Origin of the sequence: Neorhizobium petrolearium (assembly GCF_029854435.1) — a bacterium.
GTDB lineage: Bacteria > Pseudomonadota > Alphaproteobacteria > Rhizobiales > Rhizobiaceae > Neorhizobium > Neorhizobium petrolearium.
The window spans coordinates 4,664,168-4,687,597 of record NZ_CP123000.1 but is presented as its reverse complement, the minus strand read 5'-3'; the positions used below and the strand labels follow the sequence as shown (position 1 = coordinate 4,687,597).

Annotated in this window: 30 protein-coding genes and 1 tRNA gene; 7 read left to right on the top strand and 24 right to left on the bottom strand. The window is 59.1% G+C overall.

Annotation, left to right across the window (positions count from 1 at the left end; all coding sequences use genetic code 11):
* Window positions 1-91 precede the first annotated feature (91 nt).
* Together QEO92_RS22710 and QEO92_RS22705 are read right to left on the bottom strand one after the other, a co-directional pair.
* The gene (locus tag QEO92_RS22710; RefSeq protein ID WP_227704534.1) at window positions 92-454 is read right to left on the bottom strand and encodes a hypothetical protein; all 363 of its coding nucleotides are present in this window, start codon (window positions 452-454) and stop codon (window positions 92-94) included.
* Window positions 451-777 (bottom strand): hypothetical protein, encoded by a 327-nt coding sequence (locus tag QEO92_RS22705; RefSeq protein ID WP_227704533.1) that lies wholly within the window; start codon window positions 775-777, stop codon window positions 451-453. The genes QEO92_RS22710 and QEO92_RS22705 overlap by 4 nt, the downstream gene beginning before the upstream one ends.
* A 181-nt stretch (window positions 778-958) precedes the next feature.
* On the opposite strand from QEO92_RS22705, the gene QEO92_RS22700 reads away from it, so the two are divergent.
* The gene (locus tag QEO92_RS22700) at window positions 959-1,498 is read left to right on the top strand and encodes a hypothetical protein (protein ID WP_227704532.1); all 540 of its coding nucleotides are present in this window, start codon (window positions 959-961) and stop codon (window positions 1,496-1,498) included.
* Here QEO92_RS22700 and QEO92_RS22695 read toward each other — a convergent pair.
* The 6 genes from QEO92_RS22695 to QEO92_RS22670 form a co-directional block, all read right to left on the bottom strand.
* Window positions 1,493-2,206 carry a DUF3102 domain-containing protein gene (locus QEO92_RS22695; protein WP_227704531.1) on the bottom strand — a complete coding sequence of 238 codons (714 nt, stop codon included), beginning with the start codon at window positions 2,204-2,206 and terminating at the stop codon, window positions 1,493-1,495. The genes QEO92_RS22700 and QEO92_RS22695 overlap by 6 nt on opposite strands.
* Before the next feature lie 95 nt (window positions 2,207-2,301).
* The gene (locus QEO92_RS22690) at window positions 2,302-2,490 is read right to left on the bottom strand and encodes a hypothetical protein (protein WP_227704530.1); all 189 of its coding nucleotides are present in this window, start codon (window positions 2,488-2,490) and stop codon (window positions 2,302-2,304) included.
* The gene (locus tag QEO92_RS22685) at window positions 2,487-2,714 is read right to left on the bottom strand and encodes a hypothetical protein (protein ID WP_227704529.1); all 228 of its coding nucleotides are present in this window, start codon (window positions 2,712-2,714) and stop codon (window positions 2,487-2,489) included. The genes QEO92_RS22690 and QEO92_RS22685 overlap by 4 nt, the downstream gene beginning before the upstream one ends.
* Complete coding sequence (locus QEO92_RS22680) at window positions 2,698-2,949, bottom strand: hypothetical protein (RefSeq protein ID WP_227704528.1); 252 nt, start codon at window positions 2,947-2,949, stop codon at window positions 2,698-2,700. The genes QEO92_RS22685 and QEO92_RS22680 overlap by 17 nt, the downstream gene beginning before the upstream one ends.
* Window positions 2,939-3,217, bottom strand: coding sequence for a hypothetical protein (locus QEO92_RS22675; protein ID WP_227704527.1), 279 nt, complete (start codon window positions 3,215-3,217; stop codon window positions 2,939-2,941). Before QEO92_RS22675 ends, QEO92_RS22680 begins: the two co-directional genes overlap by 11 nt.
* Window positions 3,214-3,651, bottom strand: a complete 438-nt coding sequence (locus QEO92_RS22670; protein WP_227704526.1) for a DUF5681 domain-containing protein — start codon at window positions 3,649-3,651, stop codon at window positions 3,214-3,216. The genes QEO92_RS22675 and QEO92_RS22670 overlap by 4 nt, the downstream gene beginning before the upstream one ends.
* Before the next feature lie 296 nt (window positions 3,652-3,947).
* Here QEO92_RS22670 and QEO92_RS22665 point away from each other — a divergent pair, with 296 nt between their 5' ends.
* On the top strand, window positions 3,948-4,889 hold the full coding sequence (locus tag QEO92_RS22665) for a hypothetical protein (RefSeq protein ID WP_227704525.1): 942 nt from the start codon (window positions 3,948-3,950) through the stop codon (window positions 4,887-4,889).
* A 12-nt stretch (window positions 4,890-4,901) separates the two neighbouring features.
* Here the strand turns inward: QEO92_RS22665 and QEO92_RS22660 are convergent, their stop codons facing one another.
* Window positions 4,902-7,784: a tail fiber domain-containing protein gene (locus QEO92_RS22660; protein ID WP_227704524.1), complete on the bottom strand. Its 2,883-nt coding sequence runs from the start codon at window positions 7,782-7,784 to the stop codon at window positions 4,902-4,904.
* Window positions 7,785-8,065: 281 nt separating this feature from the next.
* Between QEO92_RS22660 and QEO92_RS22655 the strand changes: the two genes are divergently transcribed.
* Window positions 8,066-8,410, top strand: coding sequence for a hypothetical protein (locus QEO92_RS22655; protein ID WP_227704523.1), 345 nt, complete (start codon window positions 8,066-8,068; stop codon window positions 8,408-8,410).
* Between the two features lie 61 nt (window positions 8,411-8,471).
* Here QEO92_RS22655 and QEO92_RS22650 read toward each other — a convergent pair whose 3' ends face one another.
* The 7 genes from QEO92_RS22650 to QEO92_RS22620 form a co-directional block, all read right to left on the bottom strand.
* A complete protein-coding gene (locus QEO92_RS22650) occupies window positions 8,472-8,849 on the bottom strand; it encodes a hypothetical protein (protein ID WP_227704522.1) in 378 nt (125 codons plus the stop codon).
* 238 nt (window positions 8,850-9,087) lie between these two features.
* Complete coding sequence (locus QEO92_RS22645) at window positions 9,088-9,681, bottom strand: hypothetical protein (protein WP_227704521.1); 594 nt, start codon at window positions 9,679-9,681, stop codon at window positions 9,088-9,090.
* Window positions 9,678-9,941 carry a hypothetical protein gene (locus tag QEO92_RS22640; protein ID WP_227704520.1) on the bottom strand — a complete coding sequence of 88 codons (264 nt, stop codon included), beginning with the start codon at window positions 9,939-9,941 and terminating at the stop codon, window positions 9,678-9,680. Before QEO92_RS22640 ends, QEO92_RS22645 begins: the two co-directional genes overlap by 4 nt.
* An 812-nt stretch (window positions 9,942-10,753) precedes the next feature.
* On the bottom strand, window positions 10,754-11,089 hold the full coding sequence (locus QEO92_RS22635) for a helix-turn-helix domain-containing protein (RefSeq protein WP_227704519.1): 336 nt from the start codon (window positions 11,087-11,089) through the stop codon (window positions 10,754-10,756).
* Window positions 11,086-11,241, bottom strand: a complete 156-nt coding sequence (locus QEO92_RS22630) for a hypothetical protein (protein ID WP_227704518.1) — start codon at window positions 11,239-11,241, stop codon at window positions 11,086-11,088. Before QEO92_RS22630 ends, QEO92_RS22635 begins: the two co-directional genes overlap by 4 nt.
* Window positions 11,238-11,930 carry a DUF1376 domain-containing protein gene (locus tag QEO92_RS22625; RefSeq protein ID WP_227704517.1) on the bottom strand — a complete coding sequence of 231 codons (693 nt, stop codon included), beginning with the start codon at window positions 11,928-11,930 and terminating at the stop codon, window positions 11,238-11,240. Before QEO92_RS22625 ends, QEO92_RS22630 begins: the two co-directional genes overlap by 4 nt.
* Window positions 11,927-12,124, bottom strand: a complete 198-nt coding sequence (locus tag QEO92_RS22620) for a hypothetical protein (RefSeq protein ID WP_227704516.1) — start codon at window positions 12,122-12,124, stop codon at window positions 11,927-11,929. The genes QEO92_RS22625 and QEO92_RS22620 overlap by 4 nt, the downstream gene beginning before the upstream one ends.
* Window positions 12,125-12,455: 331 nt before the next feature.
* On the opposite strand from QEO92_RS22620, the gene QEO92_RS22615 reads away from it, so the two are divergent.
* From QEO92_RS22615 to QEO92_RS22600, 4 genes are all read left to right on the top strand, one after another.
* Window positions 12,456-12,971 (top strand): hypothetical protein, encoded by a 516-nt coding sequence (locus QEO92_RS22615; protein WP_227704515.1) that lies wholly within the window; start codon window positions 12,456-12,458, stop codon window positions 12,969-12,971.
* Window positions 12,968-14,131, top strand: a complete 1,164-nt coding sequence (locus QEO92_RS22610; protein WP_227704514.1) for a site-specific integrase — start codon at window positions 12,968-12,970, stop codon at window positions 14,129-14,131. Before QEO92_RS22615 ends, QEO92_RS22610 begins: the two co-directional genes overlap by 4 nt.
* Window positions 14,132-14,199: 68 nt before the next feature.
* Window positions 14,200-14,295, top strand: a tRNA-Sec gene (locus tag QEO92_RS22605).
* A 14-nt stretch (window positions 14,296-14,309) separates the two neighbouring features.
* Window positions 14,310-14,693, top strand: a complete 384-nt coding sequence (locus tag QEO92_RS22600) for a hypothetical protein (protein WP_227704513.1) — start codon at window positions 14,310-14,312, stop codon at window positions 14,691-14,693.
* A 46-nt stretch (window positions 14,694-14,739) separates the two neighbouring features.
* On the opposite strand, the gene QEO92_RS22595 is transcribed toward QEO92_RS22600, so the two are convergent.
* The 8 genes from QEO92_RS22595 to QEO92_RS22560 all read right to left on the bottom strand — a co-directional run bounded on the left by QEO92_RS22595 (window position 14,740) and on the right by QEO92_RS22560 (window position 23,201).
* Window positions 14,740-15,810, bottom strand: a complete 1,071-nt coding sequence (locus tag QEO92_RS22595) for a transglutaminase-like domain-containing protein (protein WP_227704512.1) — start codon at window positions 15,808-15,810, stop codon at window positions 14,740-14,742.
* A gap of 112 nt (window positions 15,811-15,922) precedes the next feature.
* Window positions 15,923-16,267, bottom strand: coding sequence for a hypothetical protein (locus QEO92_RS22590; protein WP_227704511.1), 345 nt, complete (start codon window positions 16,265-16,267; stop codon window positions 15,923-15,925).
* 65 nt (window positions 16,268-16,332) lie between these two features.
* On the bottom strand, window positions 16,333-17,382 hold the full coding sequence (selD, locus tag QEO92_RS22585) for a selenide, water dikinase SelD (RefSeq protein ID WP_227704510.1): 1,050 nt from the start codon (window positions 17,380-17,382) through the stop codon (window positions 16,333-16,335).
* Between the two features lie 301 nt (window positions 17,383-17,683).
* Entirely contained in the window at window positions 17,684-18,826 is a 1,143-nt protein-coding gene (locus QEO92_RS22580; protein WP_227704509.1) for an OpgC family protein, read from the bottom strand.
* A complete protein-coding gene (locus QEO92_RS22575; RefSeq protein ID WP_227704508.1) occupies window positions 18,810-20,447 on the bottom strand; it encodes a thiamine pyrophosphate-binding protein in 1,638 nt (545 codons plus the stop codon). The genes QEO92_RS22580 and QEO92_RS22575 overlap by 17 nt, the downstream gene beginning before the upstream one ends.
* Before the next feature lie 65 nt (window positions 20,448-20,512).
* Entirely contained in the window at window positions 20,513-21,316 is an 804-nt protein-coding gene (locus QEO92_RS22570) for a CE1 family esterase (RefSeq protein ID WP_227704507.1), read from the bottom strand.
* Window positions 21,317-21,360: 44 nt separating this feature from the next.
* Window positions 21,361-21,843: a hypothetical protein gene (locus QEO92_RS22565; RefSeq protein WP_227704506.1), complete on the bottom strand. Its 483-nt coding sequence runs from the start codon at window positions 21,841-21,843 to the stop codon at window positions 21,361-21,363.
* A 29-nt stretch (window positions 21,844-21,872) separates the two neighbouring features.
* Window positions 21,873-23,201: a tetratricopeptide repeat protein gene (locus tag QEO92_RS22560; RefSeq protein WP_227704505.1), complete on the bottom strand. Its 1,329-nt coding sequence runs from the start codon at window positions 23,199-23,201 to the stop codon at window positions 21,873-21,875.
* Between the last annotated feature and the right edge of the window lie 229 nt (window positions 23,202-23,430).

Below are 23,430 nucleotides of genomic sequence, written 5' to 3'. Positions count from 1 at the left end.
CAATTATGGTGAATATTAGTTAACGTTTTGGAATTGCGCGAAACTTGCCGCTCAATCCGGCGTCCCTCCGGGCGGGCCATGTACCCTGCCTTCAACATCTGATCGTGAACTCGAAAATCGGCTCCTGCAACAGATAGCCATTGGTGATCTTGCAGGAAGAAAGAGCCTTGTGCTTTGCGAGGTACTGCTCAGCGGCCTCCTGATAGGCACCTTCCGATGGCAGGACATTGCCTGCCCCGAATGTGAGACCCTTGGCAATCCCCTGCCCCATCGCGCCGGCGAGAGTGCTGGATACTGCCAACCGCTTGCCGGTCGGATGCTCATAGACACGGAATTCGCCGTACTGCGTCTTTACGATCTCGTGAGCAGACCCGTATTCGGCAGATTTCGCGATCAGTTCCTTGCTCGCACACCCGGCCAGGAAGATTACTGCGACCAGCAGAATATTCCTCATGCCCGGACTCGCTTCTTGCCGAACTGGATCTTGGCTGTGGTCCCGTCGGTGAACGTCGCAGTTCCCTCGCCGCCCATGAGGTCATTGTCGCGGACCAAATCAATCGTGCCGCGTTGGCCGCCGGTGCAAGTGAACGGGACGGATAACCGCTTGGCAGTCGAGAACTGGTCATAGGTGCCATTGCACCTATTGCCCGATGTCCCGGTCATCTCGAACGTGCCGGCGCTCATGGAGGCCGTTGCAGAGCCGGTGAAGCGCTCTCCGGTGCTGGTTACACCGGCCGCCGGAACCGTAATGGATCCGCAACCGGTCAACAAAGACATGGCCAGCAAAACTGCCGGCGTCCACCTCATGTGCATAATCTGTCCCCCCGAAGCTGAAACGCATCCCCATGCTCGGTTGATAACGCCTCATGATGCACGCTGGAGTCAAGCCGCTGATCGCGATAACCGTGATTATCGCTACCTGTTGAAGCAGGTCTGATCAACCGTTACGAACGTCCACATGAACGTCACCCGGGCAAGCGAGCTTCCCATGACCAGAGCCTCTTTTCGACAAGCCGACATTGAACGGATCATTCGAGCGGCGGAGAAGACCGGCGCCACCGTTCAGGTCGACCTCCGCTCACTGGTCGTTACGATTTTCCCGGGTACCGGCTTGCTTCCCAAGCCCGCTCCACCTCTCCATTTCACCCCGGATGGCAAAGAGAACTGGGGAAGTGAGGACTGGTCCGATACCGATACCCCGGATGCCATGGGTCGGGTCTACAGCAATGCGCCAGAACCAATACAGCCCCCGCTCGACTTTCGAGAGAAAGATATGATGGAGCGACTCGTGGCGCTCGGCGTGGGCAATAGGGTTCATTCCTCGGGGCATCGCAACTTCGGTCCATCGACCCAAAATAAGCTCCTAGATCGCGGCTATGTCGAGGTGACGCACCAACCTGGCAATAAATTCAACGATGACGAGATCTGCCTCACAAAAAAGGGGATGGCCGATTGGAAGGCTTTGAAAGACTTCCGCTCGAAATATTGGTCACTATGAGCGCGCTGATCTTGCGAGGCGCATGTAGTTGAGGGCGGTCGCATAGCTCACGCCTGCTTTTTCTCGGACCCATGGGAGCCATTCGCCCGCCGGCAGGCTCTCCTTTACCCGAATAAACTCCAGCCCGAGCGCTATCGCCTCCTGCCTCTGCATGTCGCGGGGCGACGGCATCTCCTCCGCCTTCTGAATACGCCGCATGAAGCTGTAATCAACCTCTTTGTCAGCCTTCTTGCCGCGGCTGTAGTGAACAAGCATGACATACATGGCGCCGGCCAATGCATGCCGCTGATGAGATATCCCCGACAGCTCGTTACAATGCCACATCAGGAAGCCCATCGGGATCTTGTCCCAAGCATCGAACCACGATGTCAGGTCGGTCTCAATCCACTCGCTACAGGCCAGGATAAGGTCACTGGCGGCCCAGAGCGAGGTTTGGGTGATCAGTCCATGGTTGCCCTTCGTTTCGCTCAGCGTCGAAAGGACGAGGCGCGCATGCCCTTCCCCGTGCTTCTGCATAATCCGGTCGATCGAGGCCGTCGCACGCGTCTGCCCCGGCTTCGGATATTCATTTCCCGGGATGATCTCAATGCCGAACTCAGCGCAGATCGCTCGCACTCGAGCTTCGCGAGCACCGCCGATGGCGACAGAATGGGGGATGTCATCAAGCGCAACTGTTGATGTCGGCTCAACCTTGTTAACGTGAAGCACGGCGGGAGCTCCTGGGCAAAAAGAAAGGCCGAACCTCGGAAAGGCCGGCCGATCCTTCGCGCCAGTTCATCCGTGGTCGCATCATGATGCATAAATCAGAATGATGATTTGCGCAATTCCATCAAACTGCGTGGTGATTTCTGGGCCGGGATAACCAGCGTGTCGGACACACTGCCATCGACATCGACGAACTCGATCTCGATATCCTCGCGCTGCTGATAATCAGGTGAACGGACCGCAGCAGCGGCCTCAAGTTTCACGAGCCTGCGTTCCGTGCCCTTCATGCGTTAACTCCTTCCGCCCGGTCCTTGAGGTAGGCCATGAGATCGGCGGAGGAGAGCCCGAGTAATCGCGCTGTCGCATTGGCATAGGATTCGCTCTCCCGCCGGCCACCGTTGTCGTCGACGAACGCCCGGATCATCGGAAACGGGCTTGTCCGATCATCGTTGGCGACGACAGGGGCATATTTCTCCAGCCGGGAAAGGCGAGTGTCAAAGCCGCTCGGCATCGCTCTTCTCCTCTTTCGCGAGAGGTACAAGGATGCGCTCGAAATCGAGCAGCTCATCATCGGTGAATTGCTGCAGGCCTCCGGAATTGAAGCGATCGACATAGCCTTGCAGTGCCTGACGGTCCTCTTCGGGCAGGGCCAAGTAGGCCGGCGAGGTTGTCCAGTCGACCTCGGGTGTTGCCTGCTGTATCGAGCTTTCGAGGCGAGCGAGCCGGTTGCGGAGATTATTCGACATCGATGATCAGGCCTCCATTTGCGCCAAAGCGGGCGATATAGAATTGTTCAAGCACATCAAGCTCATGATCGGTAAGCGCTTCCATGGCGGACGTCGGATCATGCGGGAGATATGGGCGTAGCTTTGCCATGATGGTTTCAACTATCGTCTGCCCCTGCTGGTCGAGGCTGAGATAGAAAGGATCATTTGCCCAATCCCAATGGATAATGCTGTCGCCGTCGGCAACCTTCTGCTCCAACCTGGCGAGCCTGCTCGATGCGTTCTTCATCGGCCGATCCTTTCCTCCAGCGCCTTCAACCGCGCTTCATGCTCCACGGCCTCTACAGCGGTCACGTAGCGGCCACAGAGCGCGGCAATGGCGTCTGCCTCGTCTGTGGTGAGATCGCCCTTGGCGACCGCTTGGAGGAGCGCTGAGAGGGCGCCGGGCACGTCGGCAGCACTGGTCACCTTGGGAAAGTTCTCGACGGTCACGATACGGCCTTTGCGGACAGGTGCGATCCGCTCCATGCAAAGCCGCAGTGCCGTGCTGTCGCCGTTGAGAGCCGCCTTGATGGCAGTGCGGGTCAGCCTCGTGGCATCCTTCCCGAGCAACTGCTCGATGGCGAGCGTGGTCTGAGACCGGGCGCCTTTCGGCTTGCCGGGATTGCCCTTGGTGAACCTGCCTTTACGGTCGCGGGGACCGTTATCCTTTTCCGTTGTCAATGCGGCCTCGTCCGTTCTTCGATCCGTAAATGATGCGGCTGAGCGACCACAGCAAGCGTACTGGCACCGCCCGAAATGCTATCATTTGCGCTCATTCCGATGGGCAGCCAAGGCCGTAAAAACCCCGTATTTCCGGACCTTTCCCACTGTCGAGAATTCCCGTTATCGCTAGTCATCCGTTCCGCCTGATCACGATGATCGGCAGAGAACCACGACGCAAGCCTATGGGGAATTGGAAGCGTGCGGTAATATTGTCCTTGGTTTGCGAACTGACTGAGCTATGGGGGGAAATTGCGATGGCCGATCAAGATGAGTCCGAGTCTAACCTTTTCTTATTTGGAGCCGGGGCAAGTAGATTCAGCCCCGGCATATTGCCGCATGCTCCGCCGTTGGGGCCGCAATTGTTCGAGCAGCTTCATGAAGCTGATCCATTCTTCGGCCGACTGCCGTCACCGGCAATGCAACTCTTTGGCTCGGGCAATTTTGAGGGCGCGGTAGGCCTCTTGGACATGAATTTCCCAGAGTACATGCCGACCTTTCAACGGCTTATGGCAAAGTATTTCACGCGGTACCGGCCAGACCATCAACGCGCAACTTATTACCACTTGCTGTTCCGTTCGCTGATTTCGAATGACATTGGTTTCGGTGTCGCTAGCCTCAATTATGAGGTGGTGGCTGAGATGGCGCTACAGGAGGAGTTAACCGCGGCAGGCTATTCCAATAGGGTCTTAGGAGGCATCTTTAAACCGCACGGATCATGCAATTTCATCTTGGACTTCGGCTCTAACCACCTTCACAATGTGACAGTCGTTAACTCCAATCCCCATGGAGGAGACTTTTTGGCGCCTGTTCGGGTCATGGAATTGGAGGCTGCCGCCGAGGCACTGCGGAATCCTGCAAACAAAATCGCACCCGCGATATCAAACTATGGTCAGGGCAAGCGCACAAGGAATAGCGCCCCATTTATAGATAGTCATCGGGCACAACTGGCGACGATGATCGAGCAGGTAAAGAACGTTATAATCGTGGGCGTATTCTGCGACCCCGAGAGCGATCCTCACCTTTGGAATCCGATCAAAAAGCGAGAGAGAGGCGTCTGGGTGATCAATCCAGATATGTCACTCTATTCGCGGCATATTCCTCCGGCAGTGCAGCTATTCTCTACTTTCGAAGCGATGGTAGCGCCATCGGGCTGGACGACCCTGGAGGCGGTTCTCAACTCCAAGAATACGCGGTAAATTTCCCTCATTTTAAAGGGATATAGCTTCTTCCAGCCGATTAAGTCTACGCCTCTGATAAGCCGCCTCAACGGCGAAGCACTCATTGTAACGGAGGCTGTAGCGGTTCCCTGCTGCCACGGCCTCAGCAAGAAGACGCTGGCCAATCTCATTGCCTTCGGGATCATGGATTGGCTCGTAGACAGCCGGCTGCTCATCCCATTCGTCATAGCAGAGCAGGCCAAGTTCGAAGGCATTCAAGCCGCGCGTCGCGAATGCCACCTGGACCTGTTGCGCAATAAGACCGAAATGCAAGCGGGCGGCATCGCCTTTGTCGGCGACGGCATCATTGAACTTGAAGCCGACCCACTGAACATCACCCCAGGCGTCGAGTATTGCATCTTCGATGGCTCCGATCTGTTGCTTCAGCCGCTTATCCGATGTCCCGATTGTCGCAGTGCCTGCAAAGAACTGCGCAAACCGCAGCGCGCTCGTGCCGAACGCTTGCGTGTTGTCTGCTCCTGGCGTGATGTTTCCGCTCGAGTTATAGGTCAGTCTGTTTGCGCCGCCAGCGGTCACCGCGACGTTGCCATTATCGTAGGCTCGCACGAATGACGATGCGGTCCAGTTTTCGATCGTGGTGTCGCGGCCGGAGCGAAGGGGTTTAAGGTGAAGGTGCCCGTTCAACTCGGTGACGGGACCGATCTGCAGGCTGTCGATGACGCCGCCACGTGGCCGGAAGAGACGGCGGTCCTGGTCAACCGTGCCATCATCGGCCTTCATGCGGAGATTGCGTGTCTCGCCCACCTGAGCAGCCGCCGGCACCCAGAAGTTGGAGGGATCGGCGGCTTCCGTGTTTTGAGGTGAAGCGATCATGTGGCCGCCGCCTTCGAACTGCGGATTATCGAACAGGGTATCCTGGCAATCGTGCATATGGACGAGGACCTTCTCGCCGGACTGCCATTTGCAGTTTGTAAATTTCACCCCACGAAGCGGATAACCGCTGATTTCCATTGCGCGGCTGTCGATTATCCCCAAATCCCCGGCAAGATCACCGGACACGTGATCAAGGCCGTAGAACATGCAGTCCTCGTATTCCGTGTTGGCAAAGCCCGCGGAAGGATGGCGGACTTGGAAGATGCCCGACGGATCTGGGTTGACGCCGGTGAAGGTGAGCGCGGTCCCCACTTTGGTCTTTCCCGTGTACGAATAGGTGACGTTATCGGAGCCACGGAACGAGCCTGTTGCGGGCCAATAGTTCTCTTCGGAGAAATAGATCTGGACGCTGTTCGATGTGGTGGCGTCCACATCCCAACGGTCGGGCGCGCGGATGAGCGTTCGAGCGCCCTGGAACTTGCACTTTCGAAAGTGGTTGCGCTCGGCGCGGCTGGCAATATCGGTGGTAACGACAAGGGCGTGGTCGGCTTCCCGCCATCCGCCGATTACTTGGACGTTGAAATCGTCGACATACTCGCCGTTTCGCACCACATAGCCCATGTCCCACTCGTCGCCGAGCGAGGTGATGGCTGGGTTGCTCCAGTCAGAAATACCGTCCGTTCCGATCCAATTGCAGATGCGGAGGTTTCGCAGACCGCCGTACTGCACGTTCTCCTTGACGAGCACGGCGGCAGAAAACTGCCGAATGGTTGCCGGCGTGGTCCCGGCCGCGTCATCATCGTAAGCCGACCACAGCTTGAAATATTGGCCTGCGTTCTCAGGGTCTTCCTTCCATCCGCCGCCATACTTCATCGACGTGATGCCAGGGAATGTGACCTGCCGGCTGCCGGTGTTCCTGTACAACAGGGTCGTGCCTTCCCAGGTCTTCGGGCGCTGAGGGTAGCGCGGCTCACACTCACCGACGCCAGCGCCTTCAAGATAGATACCGCTCGTCCGTTCGTATCGAACCGTTTTCACGTAGATGCCGCGTTCCGCGAAGACTTGACCGGCGCCATGGGCAGAACGGAAGGCGTCCGCGTCGGCGAACGCCACGTCGTTCGCAGCTTCCGCGTCATCGACGGCCGGTCCACCGTTGAGGGCCATCAACTCTTCGGCTGTGTAACCAATCGCGCCGAACATCTCGACGTGGATGTCTTGCCCGCCAGCAACGGCCCACCATGCGCCGTCAGCCGACTGCTTGTGCCACGGCTCGACCGGTGACGGGGTCGAGATGCGCTGCTTGAGATGCCCGCCACCATCACCAGGCGCATAATAGCCGGCGGTTCTGACGAAATTCAGACCAGCGGGGATCGATGCACTGGTGAAGTCGGTCTCGGTGTTGAAAACAAAACCGGCATTGGCGGCGGCAAGAGCCGCATTGGCAAAGCCCTCGGCTGCCGCAAGAACTCCGGCGCTGGTCTGATCGCTGAGAAGCCGAAAGGTTGAACCCGAGGCGATACCCAACACGGTCATGCCCGCCGTCAGGCCGCCGGCTGCCACGTCACCCCCGCTATTGGTCTTTATCGTGAGCGGGGACGCCCCGTTGAAGGAAATGGTGACTGGTGAGCCGGTATTGGTGTCAGCAACCTCCAGCCAGACAAGGGCTGAACTGGAAACCGGGATGGGTGTCGTCGCTTGAATCGCGTCCGGACTACCGGCGCCTGCGTCGTCGGCGATAATGAAGCCGAACGGAAGGTCGGAGATCCTCAGCCACGATCCTGTGCCAGAGGCGCCGAGCTTTTTGTACACCCCATTGTTCTCAGCGACGGGATCGCCAATTACCCACGCCATGGAGTTGACCGCCGGCGAAAGGTCGCTCTCCATCGTCGACTTGAAGACGTAGGCCAGGCCGCTATTCGACGTGATGGCGTTGATGATGCCCTCGACCCACGCGCCCCACTGACGGATCAAAAACTTGGGCGGCTCTTGGGGCATGCTGCTAGGACCATCTGCCCAGATAGTGGCGGCGAGTTCAACCATGAATGAGGCTCCATCTGAGGGATGGCCCACGTCATCCGACGTTGGCGGGCGCCTTGCCTAAGGGCGGATCGGCTGGCGGCCGAAGCCGCAATTCGTGTTGATCGCAGAAGACCACAGACAGCTAAGGCTTTGAATTGGAAGCGTCCGGTAGCGTTTTCCCGTTCTCCCATTTTATGGCTGCCCCACGGCTATCTGGCTTTGCCTAAAACGCGTAGTTTCTGAGGAAGAGTATGTTAATCCGGACCCTGTACACGGCATCTCGCTACAGAGGAGACTTCAGCGTGTTCCGGAATGCGGTTCTGATCTTAAGCCTGTCGGCCACGATTGCTGGCTGCCAATCCAAACCTACATCTGAGCCGGTGAATTTGCCGAATGCTGCAACCTATTGCGCAATCGAACTCAAGAAACTCGAACCACGGTCGAAGGTCGAGATTGCTGGCTGGACCCGGTCAAAAACCGATATCTACGGGCCGGCAGGACCGGCGGAGTTCACGCTAGACAATCAGGAAAAGTTGATAGAGATCCCCTACGCAGTTACACCCAAGGATGAGGTGCCGGGGCAGGCATGGAGGGCGTGCATGCTTAAGTCTGGCTATGACACGACAAAAATCAATCTGACGTTCTAAACCATCTGGGTTTCTCGGGTTAAGTCGATACGGTCCCGAGAAACCCGTTTATCGTTACCGATCACTCGCCCTTCCAGGCGTTGCCCATGTCGCGAACCATCTGCTCATGCGCTCTCTCGTGATCGGCGAGCTGAGACATCGGCCGCCCATCCCGAGCGAAAGGCTGTCCGGGCGTCTTGTTGTCGTTGACGGGGGCACGGTGAGCATTGGCCATCTGCTCGACCATGTGGTCACGAGCTGCTTCCACCCTCGCCTCGTCCGCGGTCATCTCCCGCGGCTCGACGATCGCGCCGTCACAGATCGCCTGAAGTTCGTTCGCCGGCATGCCGCCGTTCCAGAAGCCCTTGAATGCGTCGTAGATCGGCAGATCCTTCGCCTGTGAGAGCGGCATACCGCGCACGCTGTCGCGCATGGCCTGCTTTTCGGAATCGGTCATCATGGCAATCTCCTTTTGAGCCGTTGGCAAGCCATCCACGAGGAAAGTTGAAACTCGGACGGCAGCCCCGTCGACGAGGACGCCATCCTTGAACGCACCGCAGATGCACGTCTTGTGTCCCTTGTCTCGGCAATCGCAGATGATCATTGCACTTCCTTTCGAATGTTTGCGGCGGAGAGGCGAACCCTCACAGAACCCCTCCCCGCCACGGGCCCCGACGGTAACCAATCGACCAGGGCAATCACTGTTTCGGCCAGAGGTAGCCGCTGATCGTTCCGTCCCGCTTGAACTTGGGCAGGCGGGTCACGTCGAGGAGGCGCGGCAACGTCTCGTCGATGTTCACCCCCCAGGTTTTGCCAGCGTCGCGCGCGATGCCCTCGGCCGGCTCTACCCACTGGCCAACCGATGCGGCTTTCAGGCGCCGGTTGTTGCGGTCGAGGCGATCGAGAAGCGCGGCGATCTTCTCGGACAGGTCAGCGTAGGCCTGTAGGTCTTTCACCAAGACGTCACGCTCGGCAATGGCTGCTTTGAGTTCCTTCTCCGCGGCCTCGGCCCGCTCGCGCTCAATCGCTTCTGACTTGAGCTCTTGAAGCTTTTCCGTCGCCCGTTCGAAACGCCGCCGGCGGAAGTCCGCATCCTCCATCGCCTTGCGGGCCGCCGCGACAGCATCCGGCCGCGTGGAGGGATCGAGGGCGAGCTCACTGGCGCGCTCGCTGGCGGCCTTCGCTTCCTGATCTGCCTGGGCCACCTCAGCGAGGAGGTCGGAAAGCTCCTTTGAGGTGAGCTTGGCGCCGAAGGCATCGGCAATGCGTGTTTCGAGGTCCGGCTTTTTCACGGGCGATTTCCTGCCTGGTGGTTGTCGTTGTCGCTGATGTCGGGGAGATCGCCGGGCTCGAACACGCCAGAGAACTGGCTACCGGAGGCGCTGAGCTTCTCGGCCGCGGCCCGCAAGACCCATTCGTTGACGGACACGCCGGCGCGGCTGGCAGCGGCGAAGAGAGCGGCACGGAAGCCGGACGTTACCCGGCCGCCGGTCAACATGACGCTGACGATCGGATCTTTCTGCCTGCGCTGTCTGTTAGCGATAAGCGTCATTCTCGTGACCCTCTGATCTCCATTTCGAGATGCAGAAGAACACTGTTTTCAGGCTATGGGGATTGGAAGCATCCGGTAGCGTTTGACTCACAGTGGTGAGAGGTTTTCCGACAAGGCGGAGGCCCCAGAGCGAATATGCTTCAACGCACATGGACATCGAGGATGGCGTTGATATTGCGGCGGTCTATCGGCGGCAGGAGAGGTATTGAGGAGGCGAGCCCTCGTGAAACCCGCCTCCTCAGCAGTTGCTATTTTTGGACTGCGACCGCTACCAACTTCCACCGGATTGGAGCCGGCGGGTTATGCTGGTGGTGGTTTTGAGGAGGGAGAGGGTTCCCTTTGTTCGCTGCGATCTCATCACCGCAATGAACGCATCGATAAATGCCCGAGTCAGGAGATATCCATCCTGGCTGCCGTTCATGCTTTAAGTTGTCATGCTCGATTTGCTTGAAGTATTTCGAATCATTGTAAAGAACCATGCCGCATCCTTTCTTTGGTTGGCCAAAGTAGAGCAGCATGCCGAGCGAGATTCGAAAAGGACTTTTCGATAGATACTTTAGAAAACTGCCGATCTCCACAGTCTCTGCCGAATCATGTGGATAAAACAGGCGTGAAGCGACGATGGATCGTTGACAGCAATGCAAATCCTGAAAACGCCAGGCCTGGGCCCAGGCGATCGCCAGAGTTTACGGCGACAAATCGGACATCGTGTCCAATATCGACACTACCGCTCTCTACGCTCTCGCTGCCCCGAAAACCCCGCTCGAAGTCCGCGAGGAAGTCGAGAAGATGATCGAGGCTGGCGCTCCAGATCACTCCTGAACGCCTACGTCGTTAAAATAACGCAGCACCCTCGGATGGTTGCGCTTGCCGGCACGAAGCAGCTCCAGGGCCGCCGGATCGCCATGAAATACCATCCACAAGCCCGGCGCCGATATCCGTATCGGTGCCCCATGCATCGCACCACCAATGCCATACCACTTGCACCATTTCCGTATGGTCTTGTCAGTTTTGCCGGTAAGATGGCAAGCCTGCTTGATGTTGATCTCCTCGCCATTCTTGATCAGGATCGGCCACGGCCCCAGGCCATCGCCGGAGAGCATTTCGCTGCCGCTGAACAGGTCGTCATCGTCGCCGTCGTCGCTCATGCGGCAGTCCTCCGAAGTGGGACCACATCCCCGTTCTTCACCGGGAACGGATATGGCTGAGCGCAGATACGCTTGATGATCGCCGGCATCAGATCGATCACTTCTGCCTTCGGCCGGCTGTCTGCCCATTGAAAGAGATCCATCTGACTCACGCTGCGCTCCTTGCTTCCTCAAGAACACCTTCCAAGTCGAATTGACTGAAATCGCCTGCCATCATCCGGCGGACGCACTCATCCATCCGAGCCTGCGGGATGCCCTTGCCGGAGAGTATCCTGCGAGCTTCAGCGGCCGATGGAGGGACTGGAAAAGCAGAAAACATGCTCTCCCTATCCTCATCTTCCCTTCTTTCCAGAGCCCAGCCATCTGACTTTGGCGCTGACGGTGAATGTGTTTCTGATTCTAACGGTGATGGTGATGGTGATGGTGATGGTGTTTCGATCGGCTTTCCATCGGCTTTGCCGTTTGCTTTGCCATTTGGTTTAGCAATTGCTTTTTGTTGGCTTTCCATCGGCTTTTCTTCCGACTTGCGAGGGCGACCACCTTTCTTGCCGTTCTCAGCCATTTTCTCCCGCTTTTCCTCCGAGGCTTTCCGGAGTTCAGCGGTGCGCTGGTGGTGCCATTGCCAATCGAAGAGGGGGGCTAAAACGTCACGGATTGAGGGCCACTCTTCCCGATCAGCCAGGCAGATTCGGCGCAAACGTTCTTCGTCCGAGGGCAATTCGCCGTGCTGCCACTGGTGAAGCCGTAGCCGCATATGGCATCCGTATTCGGAAGGGCTGAGGGCGGATGTCTCCGCCAGCTCGTCGCCGATGAAAATCTGCATCCACGGAAGATGTGTCATCCGAACGCCTTTCTGCAGGTCCGGAAGCGCTGCGCCATGGCGATCGCCTCGCATGCCTCAACAGCCGATAGCGAGAACTGGGAGCGAAGCACTGGCACCGCGGGATTGGGTGGCGGATTTTGATCGGCGAGCCATTGAGCGGCTAGGACGACGCTCTCGCTGTGCTCGTGCTCGGGAGGGCTGAGGGTGCTCATGCTACCCTCCCGATCGTCGTCTTCAATCCAAGACTTTCAGCCAGCGGAACAACGGGAACCAGCACCCGGCCCCCTACATTGATCGTCTGAAAGTCGCCGCGCTTGGCGGCATCATAAGCTGCATTCCGGGCAAGTCCGAAGAACAGCCGGCCTGCGTCTGGGACAGATATAGTAGGTCGAGCGAGTGCTTCTTCTAACGTCATTTGTCTCTCCAAAAATCAGCGCCACTTGTGCCGATTTTTAGATTATCGGTTCGTTATAGATTTTTCAATACCCACTTGTGCCACTTGTGCCGTTTTTATATGCTCCGATAAAAAGAGAGGGTGCCCGAATGGTTAAGCCGCGCGAGAACCGCGTTCCGATTATGATGTCAGAAGAAGAACTTCAGGCGATCGATGACTGGCGCTTTGCCAACCGAATAGCTACTCGATCGGATGCCGTGAGGAGGCTCGTCCAGCTTGGAATTCTCTTCGATGAAGATGCAGATAACCTCACGAAAGCGATGGTCGGCGTCTACGATCTGTTCACTCAGAGAGCAGTCGCCGCAGCGGGCTTGCTTGTAGACGAGAGCACGGGGCTTGACGGACGTCAGGAAGAATACATTCGTCAGATGAACCGGCTCGCCGTCGACACCATTGAGGAGCTACACGCGCTAATGCATTCACTTAATTCAATTGTGGCGCCGCGTGACGCGATCAAAGCGAATGAACCGTTCGAACAAGCCCGCCTTGGTTTCCTTGCCGCCAAGGCTGAAGCGGCGGCTGCTTTGCTGCAGCAAAAAATTGACGTTTACGAGCTCAAGAAGAAGCGTGATGCCGGTAATGATATTGAGGATTCCGGGCTATGAAAGGACACATCCGCGAACGCTCTCCCGGCCGGTGGGCCATCGTCCTCGACGTGCCTGATCCTGCCACGGGCAAGCGCCGGCGCAAGTGGCATGCCTTCCACGGCACCAAGCGTCAGGCGCAGGTTGAATGCGCCCGCCTTATCTCCGAGCTGAAGGGTGGCGTCTACATCGAGCCCGACAAAACAACCGTGGCTGTTTTCCTCAACCGTTGGCTGGAGCATGTGAAGCCAACCGTCTCCCGCAAGACGCATGAGCGATACACCGAGCTCTGCGTGAAGGCCCTGGCACCGCTGCTGGGCGATGTCACGTTGTCGAAGCTCAAGACCGAGCGGATAGATGCTGCGCTGTCCAAGGCGCTTACCACCGGCCGCCATGACGGCAAGGGCGGGCTTTCCCCTACGACGGTGCGCCATATGCGCCGCGTGCTCGTGATGGCCCTCAATCAGGCTGTGACGTGGGAGCTGCTGGCGAAGAACCCTGCAGCCGTCAGCAAGGCGCCGAAGCAGGAGCGCAAGCCCATGCTGGCCTATGACGCGCCACAGACGGCGATGCTGTTGCAGGCGATCGATGGAAAGCGCCTGCATATTCCGGTTCTCCTGGCGGTCATGTGTGGCTTGAGGCGAGGGGAGATCGCAGCGCTGCGGTGGAAGCACATCGACTGGGCCGGCGCCCGAGTCTCGATCATCGAGAGTGCGGAGCAGACGAGTGAGGGCGTCCACTACAAGGAGCCGAAATCGGGCCGTAGCCGCGTTGTCGATCTGTCGCCCTCGGTGGTGGCTGCCCTGAAAGCACATAGGGCGAGGCAGGCCGAGGGATTGTTGGCGCTGGGCATCAGGAGCACCGACGATACGTTCATCGTAAGTGACCATGAGGGGACTCCTCTCAAACCGAGAATGCTCACCGACGGATGGCTGCGCCTGCTGGACCGGCTGGACCTGCCGAAGATCCGCTTTCATGACCTTCGCCATACCCACGCAACACAACTGCTGTCGGCCGGCGTGCATCCCAAGATCGCCAGTGAACGCCTGGGCCACTCGACGATCGGCATCACGCTCGACCTTTATTCACATGTGATGCCGGGTATGCAGGCAAACGCCGCAGCACAGATTGACGAGATGATCCGTCGTGCGGTAGGGGACACTGGCGAAGGCAAAGGGTAGCAAAGCGGTAGCAACAACCGGTTTTCGCTACTGTCGTTTCTGGTGAAATGGCAATGAAATCAATGCCTGGAAGAGAATCATGCCCGGTGGCATGTCCGGACTTCAAATCCGGGTGGGGCAGCGAGGCTGTCTTGGGTGGGTTCGACTCCCATTCTCTTCCGCCATCAGGAGGCCGTTCGTGATCCTCAAGTCCCAGGAAACCGACTTCGACGATTGGGTGGTCGCGACTTACGGAGAGGTAGGGTCTTTCACCATGCTCTTCGTACTGGTGCGGGTCGGAGAGACCAGCGTCGATCTGCTGCGTTCGGCCTATCTTCACGTCGTCGGAGACGAGCTGCGCTGGCCGGACATGGTGCAGCTTTTCAGCAGCGCCGGCGTCGAATGGTCGGGCGCCGTCTTCTATCGGGCCGGCCGAGAAGGTCTCGTGGAGGACCGGGAGGCCAAAGCGAGGCTTTCCTCGCTGGTCCGCAAGCTCAACGAGGACCGATCCCTGATCCGTGATGGAGAGTTCTTCAACACCGATGGGTTGAGGCTGACAATCGAGGAAATCCAGCCGCACTGAGCCGGCTGCTGGTGGTTCACCTCGCGCGCGATCGCCAATCCGATATTCAGGCTGTCACTTCTTTCGAGGTGATGGAATAGGCGAAGGTCTTCGGGCTGAGGCAATCCAGTTCGCCACGCGAGGTGATCGCAGCAGGGTACATCAGGAAGCCCTGCTGCAGATCTCCTCCGGGCAGAACGAAATCCCGGGCCGTGTTGTATCCCACCCAGTTCATTTCCCAGTTGCCATAGGCCTTTTCGCGGAAAGCCCGGACGGAGGCATTGTCAAGCGGCAGGTTTTCCTCGAGCACGACCTTGCGAACGTCTGCCGGATCGACCGCCACCCAGCCATGGGCGTCGAGATAGACTTCGGCGCGACAGTGCTGCGCTTTGGTAACGTCGCCGGAACGGCCGAGGCTCTTGAAATCTGTCGAATCGGCGACCCGGATGCCGAACACGTCACGGGCAGGCAGGCCGGCAGCACGTGCCAGCGCCACGAACAGGCTGGAAATGTCGGCGCACTTGCCGCCGAAATAGCCGCTTTCCAGCATGTCCTTGACATTGCCGACGCCGCAGCCATCGATATTGGCATCGCGGAAGGTATTGTCGATCACCCAGTCATAGATCGCCCGGGCGCGGTCTTCGGGGCGGTCGCGCCCCTCGACGATGCGCATCGCGGTCGTCTTAACGATGCCGTCCACCGGCATGCTGGGCGTGCCGCGCAGTTCGTGTTCGAGTTCCTCCGCCGTTGCGGAAACCCGGTCCCTCGTACCGCGATTGCGGGTGGCGACGCGCTGGATCACGTCGATCGTGCGCTGCGGTTCGCCGCTCCAAGTGACATGAAGGATGTCGGCATTGGAGGCAGGATCCTTCTCGATGCGGATGTCGCTGCTATTCGATTCCCAACGCGGCGTCTCCGCCTTCTGGTAATCACCGGCGGACTGGATGACCGGCAGCCAGAGTTGCGCCGGGCCTTCGGTCCGCTGGAGGTCGATCTTGGTGGAAACCTCGAAAGTGCGCCAACCGGCGTCGGTCCGGGTGGTTCCCTCGGCACGGGCCTCCGCCGCTCCTCGTGTGATCCAGGCGGTCGCCAAGGTGGCAGTCGCTGCGTTTGTCAGAAATCGGCGGCGGTTCAGCATGATCCAAACTCCCGTTTGATCGTGGCGCGATCACTCACTCCCTTAAAAGCATTACAGCCATGTTCGCTGCTTGCAACAGAATTGACAATCATCACGGCAATCGTGACCGGATTCAGCAATCCGCCGGTGCCGGGGTTTCGGGAGCCATGGCAAGATCGAGGCCGCGCGCGGTCGGCGGCTGCCAGGTCGTCGAACCGCTGGTCGCTCCTTGAGGATTCGTGCCGATATACGCGCCGCCCGTGCCGCCGGTCCAGCCAGTCGATCCGCTGTTGCCGGGCGCGGTGCCGTCGGCGCTCTCGCGGTCGGGTGCCGTTGCCGGCTCCGCCCTGCCGGCAGCCGTGGCGCAATTGGCCTTTTCATTTGCGGTCTGCGCCGATGCCGGCTCTGACATGGAACTCAGCAGGCAGAAAGCGACTATAGCAAGCGTGGGAAAGGGGACGATTGTCAGGTTTCGCATGGCGATCTCCTTTTCATCGTTCACCAACGACGTTCGGGTCCGCTTGTTCCCGGCAGCGATCGCGATCAGGGAACGACCCTGATCCCGGCCGCACCCGCTTCCGCGGTTCCGATAATGCTCGCAAGCGGATAACCGTCGAGGCGGATCTTGTCGACCAGTGCCTCAGCCTTTTCCGGCGCGCATGCGACCAGAAGACCGCCTGAGGTCTGCGGGTCGGCAAGCAGCAGGCGTTGCCAGTCGGGCAGGCCCTCGGGAAGTGCGACATCGACGCCGTAACTTGTCCAGTTGCGGCCGGAGGCACCTGTGATGAAACCCTGTTCTGCGAGCGCCTTCGCCTGCGACAGGAAAGGAATTGAGGAGAGCTTCAGGACCAAGGACAGGTTGGAAGCACGCGCCATTTCAAGCCCGTGGCCAAGGATGCCGAAACCGGTCACATCCGTGATTGCGTGGACGTCAGGGTCGGTGGCGAGGTCCGCGCCGATGCGGTTGAGGAGTGTTGTGGAACCGATCATTTCCTCATAGCTGCCGGGCGGCAGAGCGTTCTTCTTGATTGCCGCCGAGTAGATGCCGATGCCGATACCCTTGGTCAGGATCAAGGCGTCTCCAGGTCTTACTCCACCATTGCGGCGAACCTGATCCGGGCGGCAGATGCCAATGACTGCAAGCCCGTAAATCGGCTCAATGGAATCGATGGAATGACCACCCGCGATAGGGATACCCGCCTCGGCGCAGACCGAAGCACCCCCCTCCAGGACCTTCGCAATGATCTCCGGAGCAAGCTTGTTGATCGGCATCCCAAGGATCGCCAATGCCAGAATCGGTTTGCCACCCATTGCGTAAACGTCGGAAATGGCGTTGGTCGCTGCGATCCGACCGAAATCGCGCGGGTCATCGACCATCGGCATGAAGAAATCGGTCGTGGCAATCATACAGGTGTTGTCGTCAACCTGCCACACAGCCGCGTCATCAGCCATCTCGTTCCCTACGAGGAGCTGAGCAAAAGGTTGGACGGCCGGTTGGGCAGAAAGCAAGCTTTGCAGAACCGAAGGTGCGAGCTTGCAGCCGCAACCTCCACCGTGGGCGAGTTCTGTCAGACGGATCGCAGGCGTGTCCATGGAACCTCCGGTGGATTGCTTGAGGACCTCGGCAACATTCAGCATTTCGAAGACATGAATGCAAGTATGCGAAAAATGCGCCTGTGTTCTTTCGCGCCATAGGGGAGAAGACCGTAACATTCCTGGCACCGGTTATGCCAGTTCCGGGCCATCGGCTGTCGCCTCCTCCGGGCTTACCGTCAGCGCTGAACGGCTCAAACCGATGTCATGATTGCCGAAAGCGGCTGGATACCCACTGCCAGAGTCGTACAGCGCGCGATGTTTCGTCAGACTTCGGGATGGGTAAGGGGGCATGCGGCTTTTACGACTTCCAGGGGGAATTCTTGAACCACCGAACCAGATAGGCGGTTGCGATCAGAAGGCTGAAGCCAAACAGGTTCGCGGCGGCTTCTGTGAAGACCGTGCGACCTGTCTGATCAAGAGCAATCCCGATTATTTGTGCGATGACCATGCCGGTGACGAAAACGGCAAGTGACTGCTGGCCGACGACGACAAGAATACGCACGGCCGGACCGTGCAGCCGCGATCCTCGTTCACCAACGATGTGAACTGCGATGTAACAGAGCGCCAGGAAGTGTACGAACCGCAGAATGCCGAAGCGGGTCTTGTCGGTGAGAGGGGTGATGAGGTCCGCAACGCTGCGGAAAAAGGGATGCATCTCCAAAAAATGTACCCAGGCGAAAGGTATCGTGATGAGGACGATCGCTGCGGCCAAAACCATGAGGCGCCGATCATAACCGGGCGCGGGCAATGTGCCGCGCATCAGAAAAAAGCCGGTGAAGAAGATGAGTTGCCAGCCAAACGGATCGAAGAACCAGGGACGGTCGGACCACGGTTCGGCAGAAAGGCTGGCGTAGCCAAACTGCGATGCCAGCCAAAGCCCGATCATCAGCACGAATGGAAGGATCTTGTTGATACGACTTGCCAGCAGCATTACCGGCAGGAGCGCCAGAACGACCATATACATCGGCAGGATGTCGAAGTAGTTCGGCACGTAGCGCAGGGTCAGCAGCGCCGCCAGAAGGGAACCCGGATCCTGGATGAAGGGCAGCAAATTCAGGCTGCCCAGATAGGAAACGCCATCCGGGCGCGTTCCCGCTATTGCCATCAATGCGACAACGGTGACGAAAACCGAAATATGCGCCCAATAGATCTGCCACAGGCGTCGCGCGACCCTTGCCATGAGAGCCATGGTCCCGGCCCGATCAAAGGTGGTGCCGAAAGCGATCGCGGAGGCCATTCCAGACTGGAAGACGAACATCTCGGTTGCGTCGGAAAAGCCGAAGCGGGCAGGAATCCACAATGCCCAGCCATCGTAGGGGATATGGGCTATCAGGATGATCAGCATGCCGACGCCGCGGAAGAAATCCAGCCGCAGGTCGCGCTCACGCTTGACCGGAGGCGCTGCCGTACCGGCAGAAGCGATCTTAGAAGGCGTCCTCATATGCGCTTGCGGCGAAGCGGCAGCAAATGAGGGTGAAGCCTGCGCGGGTTCTTGCCGCCGTAAGCTCGTTACGGAAGTCATCGATAGTCTCCACATTGATACCGTATCCGCCGAAGCCTTTTGTTACTGCGGCAAAATCCGTAAGCCCCAGAGCTACGCCCGCGGGGGCCAAACCTGCTGCGGCCTGTTTCTGGGCGATGAGCGCAAGGCTCTGATCCTGGAAAAGCACGATGGTGATCGGCTGACCGAGGTCACGCAGGGTCGCGAGCTCTCCTATTCCCATCTCAAGCCCGCCGTCGCCCATGACGGCAAACACGCGACGATCCGGATCAGCAACCTTCGCTCCGATCGCGAGTGGCAGTGCCGCCGCCATGGTGCAGAAACCCGCCGATTGGAGCAGCGTCAGCGGCCGACGCGCCACCCATTGCTGGGAGAGCAGGATGCGATGGGCGCCGCTGTCGACGGTGACGACGGTGTCATCCCGGATTTCGGATTGCAGCGTTTCAATGATCGCATGAGGACCCCAGTCGTCCCTTGCTGCAAAGAGACTACGAAGCTTTGCTTTGGCGAAAGCCGGCTCGTCCCGTACCCATGTCCTCCGCCGCGTCGCAGAATGCGCCAGTATGCCAACGAACGGCGCGATATCCGCGACCACGCGTGTACCGGCATGGTGCATGGCATGATCGGGTGCCGTTCCGGTGATTTCCACGAGCGTCGTCGCATCCTTGACGAAATCCAGCCAGCCGAGACGCATCTCGATCGGATCGTAGCCGATGGCAAGCACGAGATCGGCGCTCGCCACAAGCGGTAACAGAATGGCATCGGCCCGTGGCGAGAGCCCTGCGCCACCAAGCGAAAGGTGGTGATTTTCCGGTATCAGTCCCTTTGCCTTGTAGGTCGTGATCACCGGCGCCCCGGTTGCCTCCGCCAAGGCAAGCACGGCGGTGCCCGCACCACTGCGGGCAGCTTCAAAGCCGGCGACGATCAAGGGGCGTTCGGCGCGTTTGAAGCGGTCTGAAAGCGCCATGATGGAAGGATCAGTTGTCGTCACCATCGGCCGCAGCACCTGAGGAGGTGCAACCAGAGGCGATTCCAATGCTTCCATTTCCGCGACGGCCGGAGAAAGATCCAGGTGGACCGGCCCCATGGGGTCGGCCATTGCGAGCGCAATGGCGCGGGCGACCGTCGAGGCGGCGCTTTCCGGCTCGACCTCGAAGGATGCCTTCACCAGAGGCTGCAGCAATTGGGCGTGATTGATGACCTGATGTGTGTAGCGAGCCCGCGTGGCACGATCGACGATGCCGGAGATCACGATCAACGGGACACGCTCCTGGTTGGAGTCGGCAATGCCGTTGACCGCATTGGCAAGACCCGGGCCGATCGTCGTCACCAGCATCTGCGGTTTGCCGGAAATCACGCTCGCCCCGGAGGCCATGATCGCAGCCGCCGTTTCGTGGCGAGCAAGATGGAACGCGATGCCGGCTTTCTGCAATCCGTCTATCAGCGTCACAACCTCTCCGCCCGGCATGCCGAAAGCGTGCCTGACGCCATGATTATGCAAGGTGCGGGCGATGGTGTCCGCCACCCTCGTGCTACCACCTTTCGCCTGATTATCGGACATCTCTATCTCACGCTTAATGGATTGGCCTCGCCCCGAAACGGTTTGCCTTTTCCGGAGCAGGTTGCTCATTTCGGGTAGCCGAGGGCGGTCAGCCCGGCATCCAGAAGATCGGGTCGGGCCTCATGCCCGCCGTCATGAATGCAAAGAATGCTCTCGCCGCGCAAACAACCGGGAACGTCGTCGCAGACGATACCGTCGATCGTGCTCTTGTGAGCGGCGGGCAGGTCGCATCGCGCCCTCTCACGGTAAATGGCGACACTCTTGAGTGCGTCGCCCTGATGAAAAGTCTTGCCGATTGCCCTGCCGGCTAACGGAAATGTTCTATCTGCCGTTCCGTGGAAGTGGATCATCGGCGGCAGATTGCCGGTACAGTCCGCTGCCTTGGGCAGAGGGTCCCAGAACACACCGGAAAACGTTACCATAGCGGCCACCCGGCCTCCCTGTTCACAGGCGGTGTACCATGCCATGGAAGCTCCGATGGAGAAGCCGCCGACGATCACTTTTTCCGACGCGAAGCCATATCGGTTCTGGAGGTCGTTCAAGACATTTCCGATGAAGCGCCTTTCGTCGCGGTCGCGCCGTGGTGCGCCTGGATACGACCAGCCGCCGGCAAGCCCATCGACGGCGACATAGGCAAGATGATGAGCAAGCGTCGTACCCACGAGAGCGCGCTGTCGCATCTGCAATTCCGCAGAACTCTTGAAGCCGTGGAAGTAAACGTAGGCGCCCCTTACGTCGCCATCTTGCGGCAGTTCGATGCGGTAGTTGCCGCCGTCCACCGTGCATGCGACATCTCCGCCGCAATAGGAGCCGGCAAGCCCCGGATCTGCGCCGAGACAGAGGGCTGCCGCGAGCAAGCGCTGGAACATCGGTCTCCCCGAGATCGATGCGCAAAGATCGAGCAAGCGTCCCGTCACCTTCCAAACGCCCGGATGGTATAGGCGACTGTGACGCCGAAGATGATATGCCCGGCGAGCGAAGCCCAGGTCAGCGGAATGAAACCAAGAAAAGGCGGCAGCCCGGCGACAAGATGGGCCATCACGAAGAGCGCAAACACCCATAGCCCGGCGCCGAAGCCGATGCCGGTCAGGAGCAAAGGCAACTGCGGGAAGACGATTCGTTGCAGAGGCCGGGCGATGAAAAGATAGCCGATCGGATAAAACACGATGCCGACCGTGGCATGGATCGCCTCGGCCAGAAGCAGATTGTTGAAGCCGAAGACCGTTTGCACAAGTGCCGCGGGCTCCAGGGGGCCGCCGACGAGCAAAGGCGTAATCAGGCGCGCCCATATTTCCCAAGCAATGTCCGCGGCGAGGCCGGACACGATGATAGTTTTTCCAAGGCCGGGCTCGATTGTCGGGAATATGCTCGGTTTCTGCATTTCCATCATGGTCATTTCATTCACCCTCATATGTTGCGTTGAGGTCAGGCCGACAGCTTCATGCCGGCAGATTGTTCGATCGAGCGGATCAGGCGGTCCTCCGCTTTCAGATGCCTGCGCATATGACGGATTCGGGAGATGCCTGCGTTGTCGCCACGGCTGCCGACCGCCTTTGCAAGCGCGAGGACGAAGAAATCGCGTTGTGCGTTGCTGCCGCCGATCTTTGGCAGATTGACAATCACCCGATCGAGCATCTGCCTGTCCGCCGGGGCGCCGAGTCCCGCAAGCATGCGTGCCATCGGCACGCCGATTTCGGCTGCGACCCGTGCCTGGTCGCCGATACCCATGGCTTTCTCCTCTATCTCTATGACGAGTTCGGCCGCGCCAACCCGATCTCCGATCGCGACCAGTGCCGCGAGATTGTGAAGAGCTGCGAAGATGAGGGTCGTGTCCCGCCGCCTTGCCCGGGCGATGCCGGCGAGGTCATGCCAGCGCGATCCCACATGAACACTCATCTGGTTCAACCGCCACAGGAGCGAGACAGCATTTGCCATATCCCTGAAATCATCCGTCTGCTGGGGACGCACTTCATCGTCGTAGAGCTGAAGGACACGCTCATGGTCGCCGCGTTCGAGGTGCAGCAAAGCGAGATGCCAGGCCATGTGAAAGGAGAAATTGTTGCAACGTGACCAGGCGCTTCGACTGTTCTCGAGCCAATCGACGCCCTCCCGGGTCTGTCCGCGCATCTCGAAGACATGCGAGACCGCATGCAGGCCCCAGGAATCATCCGGCTGCAAGACCACCGCTTTCTGTCCCGCTTTCATGGCCTCCTCATAGCGACCGGTTTCTTCCAGCGAAAAGGCATAACAGCCGAATACGAAACCGGCGGAAAGGCTTGCTGAATCAAGGCCATCTACCGCTCGTGAACTCGCCGTCAGCATTCCGGCGGCATCACCGAGCATGAAGCGAAGGGCGTGTGAGAGCTTGAAAGGAAGGAAAGTCGCCGGGCGGTCGGCAAAGCCGCAATCAAGCGTGTCGATGGCGCCGGAAAATGAGCCCCCGCTGGCTGCAGCCAAGGCCTTCACAAGTACCTGTTCGTCTGCCGTTCCACCGTTCTTCCTCGTCAGTGCTGCTCGGGCCTCGGCGAGCGCTACTTCGGCGCCGGCGGCCAGTTCCGAGCGAGCAAGGATGAGGTTTGCAAAACCGGTAAGCGCGTGTGCGGCAACATGATCTGGATCGGCGGCAAGCGTTGCCTGCAGCGATGCGCCCGTACTCGGACGGTGCGTTGCAAGACCATAGACAGCTTGCTCGAAAGCTCGCCGGGCTTCGGCGCTGTCGCTGCTGGTGATCAGATCATAGGCATCGCAGTTCATGTCAGACTCCTTGGGGAAGCCGGCGGACGGGAAGATTTCCGGAAGCAACGGCTGTCGGATTGGCACCGATAACGGCCTTTACGGGTTGGCCACCGAGTTCGTTACATCAGGCGATGATTTTTCTGCTGGGGCGATCGCGGCCGGGCCCTCCAGGGAAAATTTGAAGGCGGATGTAACGAAGCGGTTATCCTGGGCGAACTAGGCTCAACGGACTTCCCGGCCGCATGCA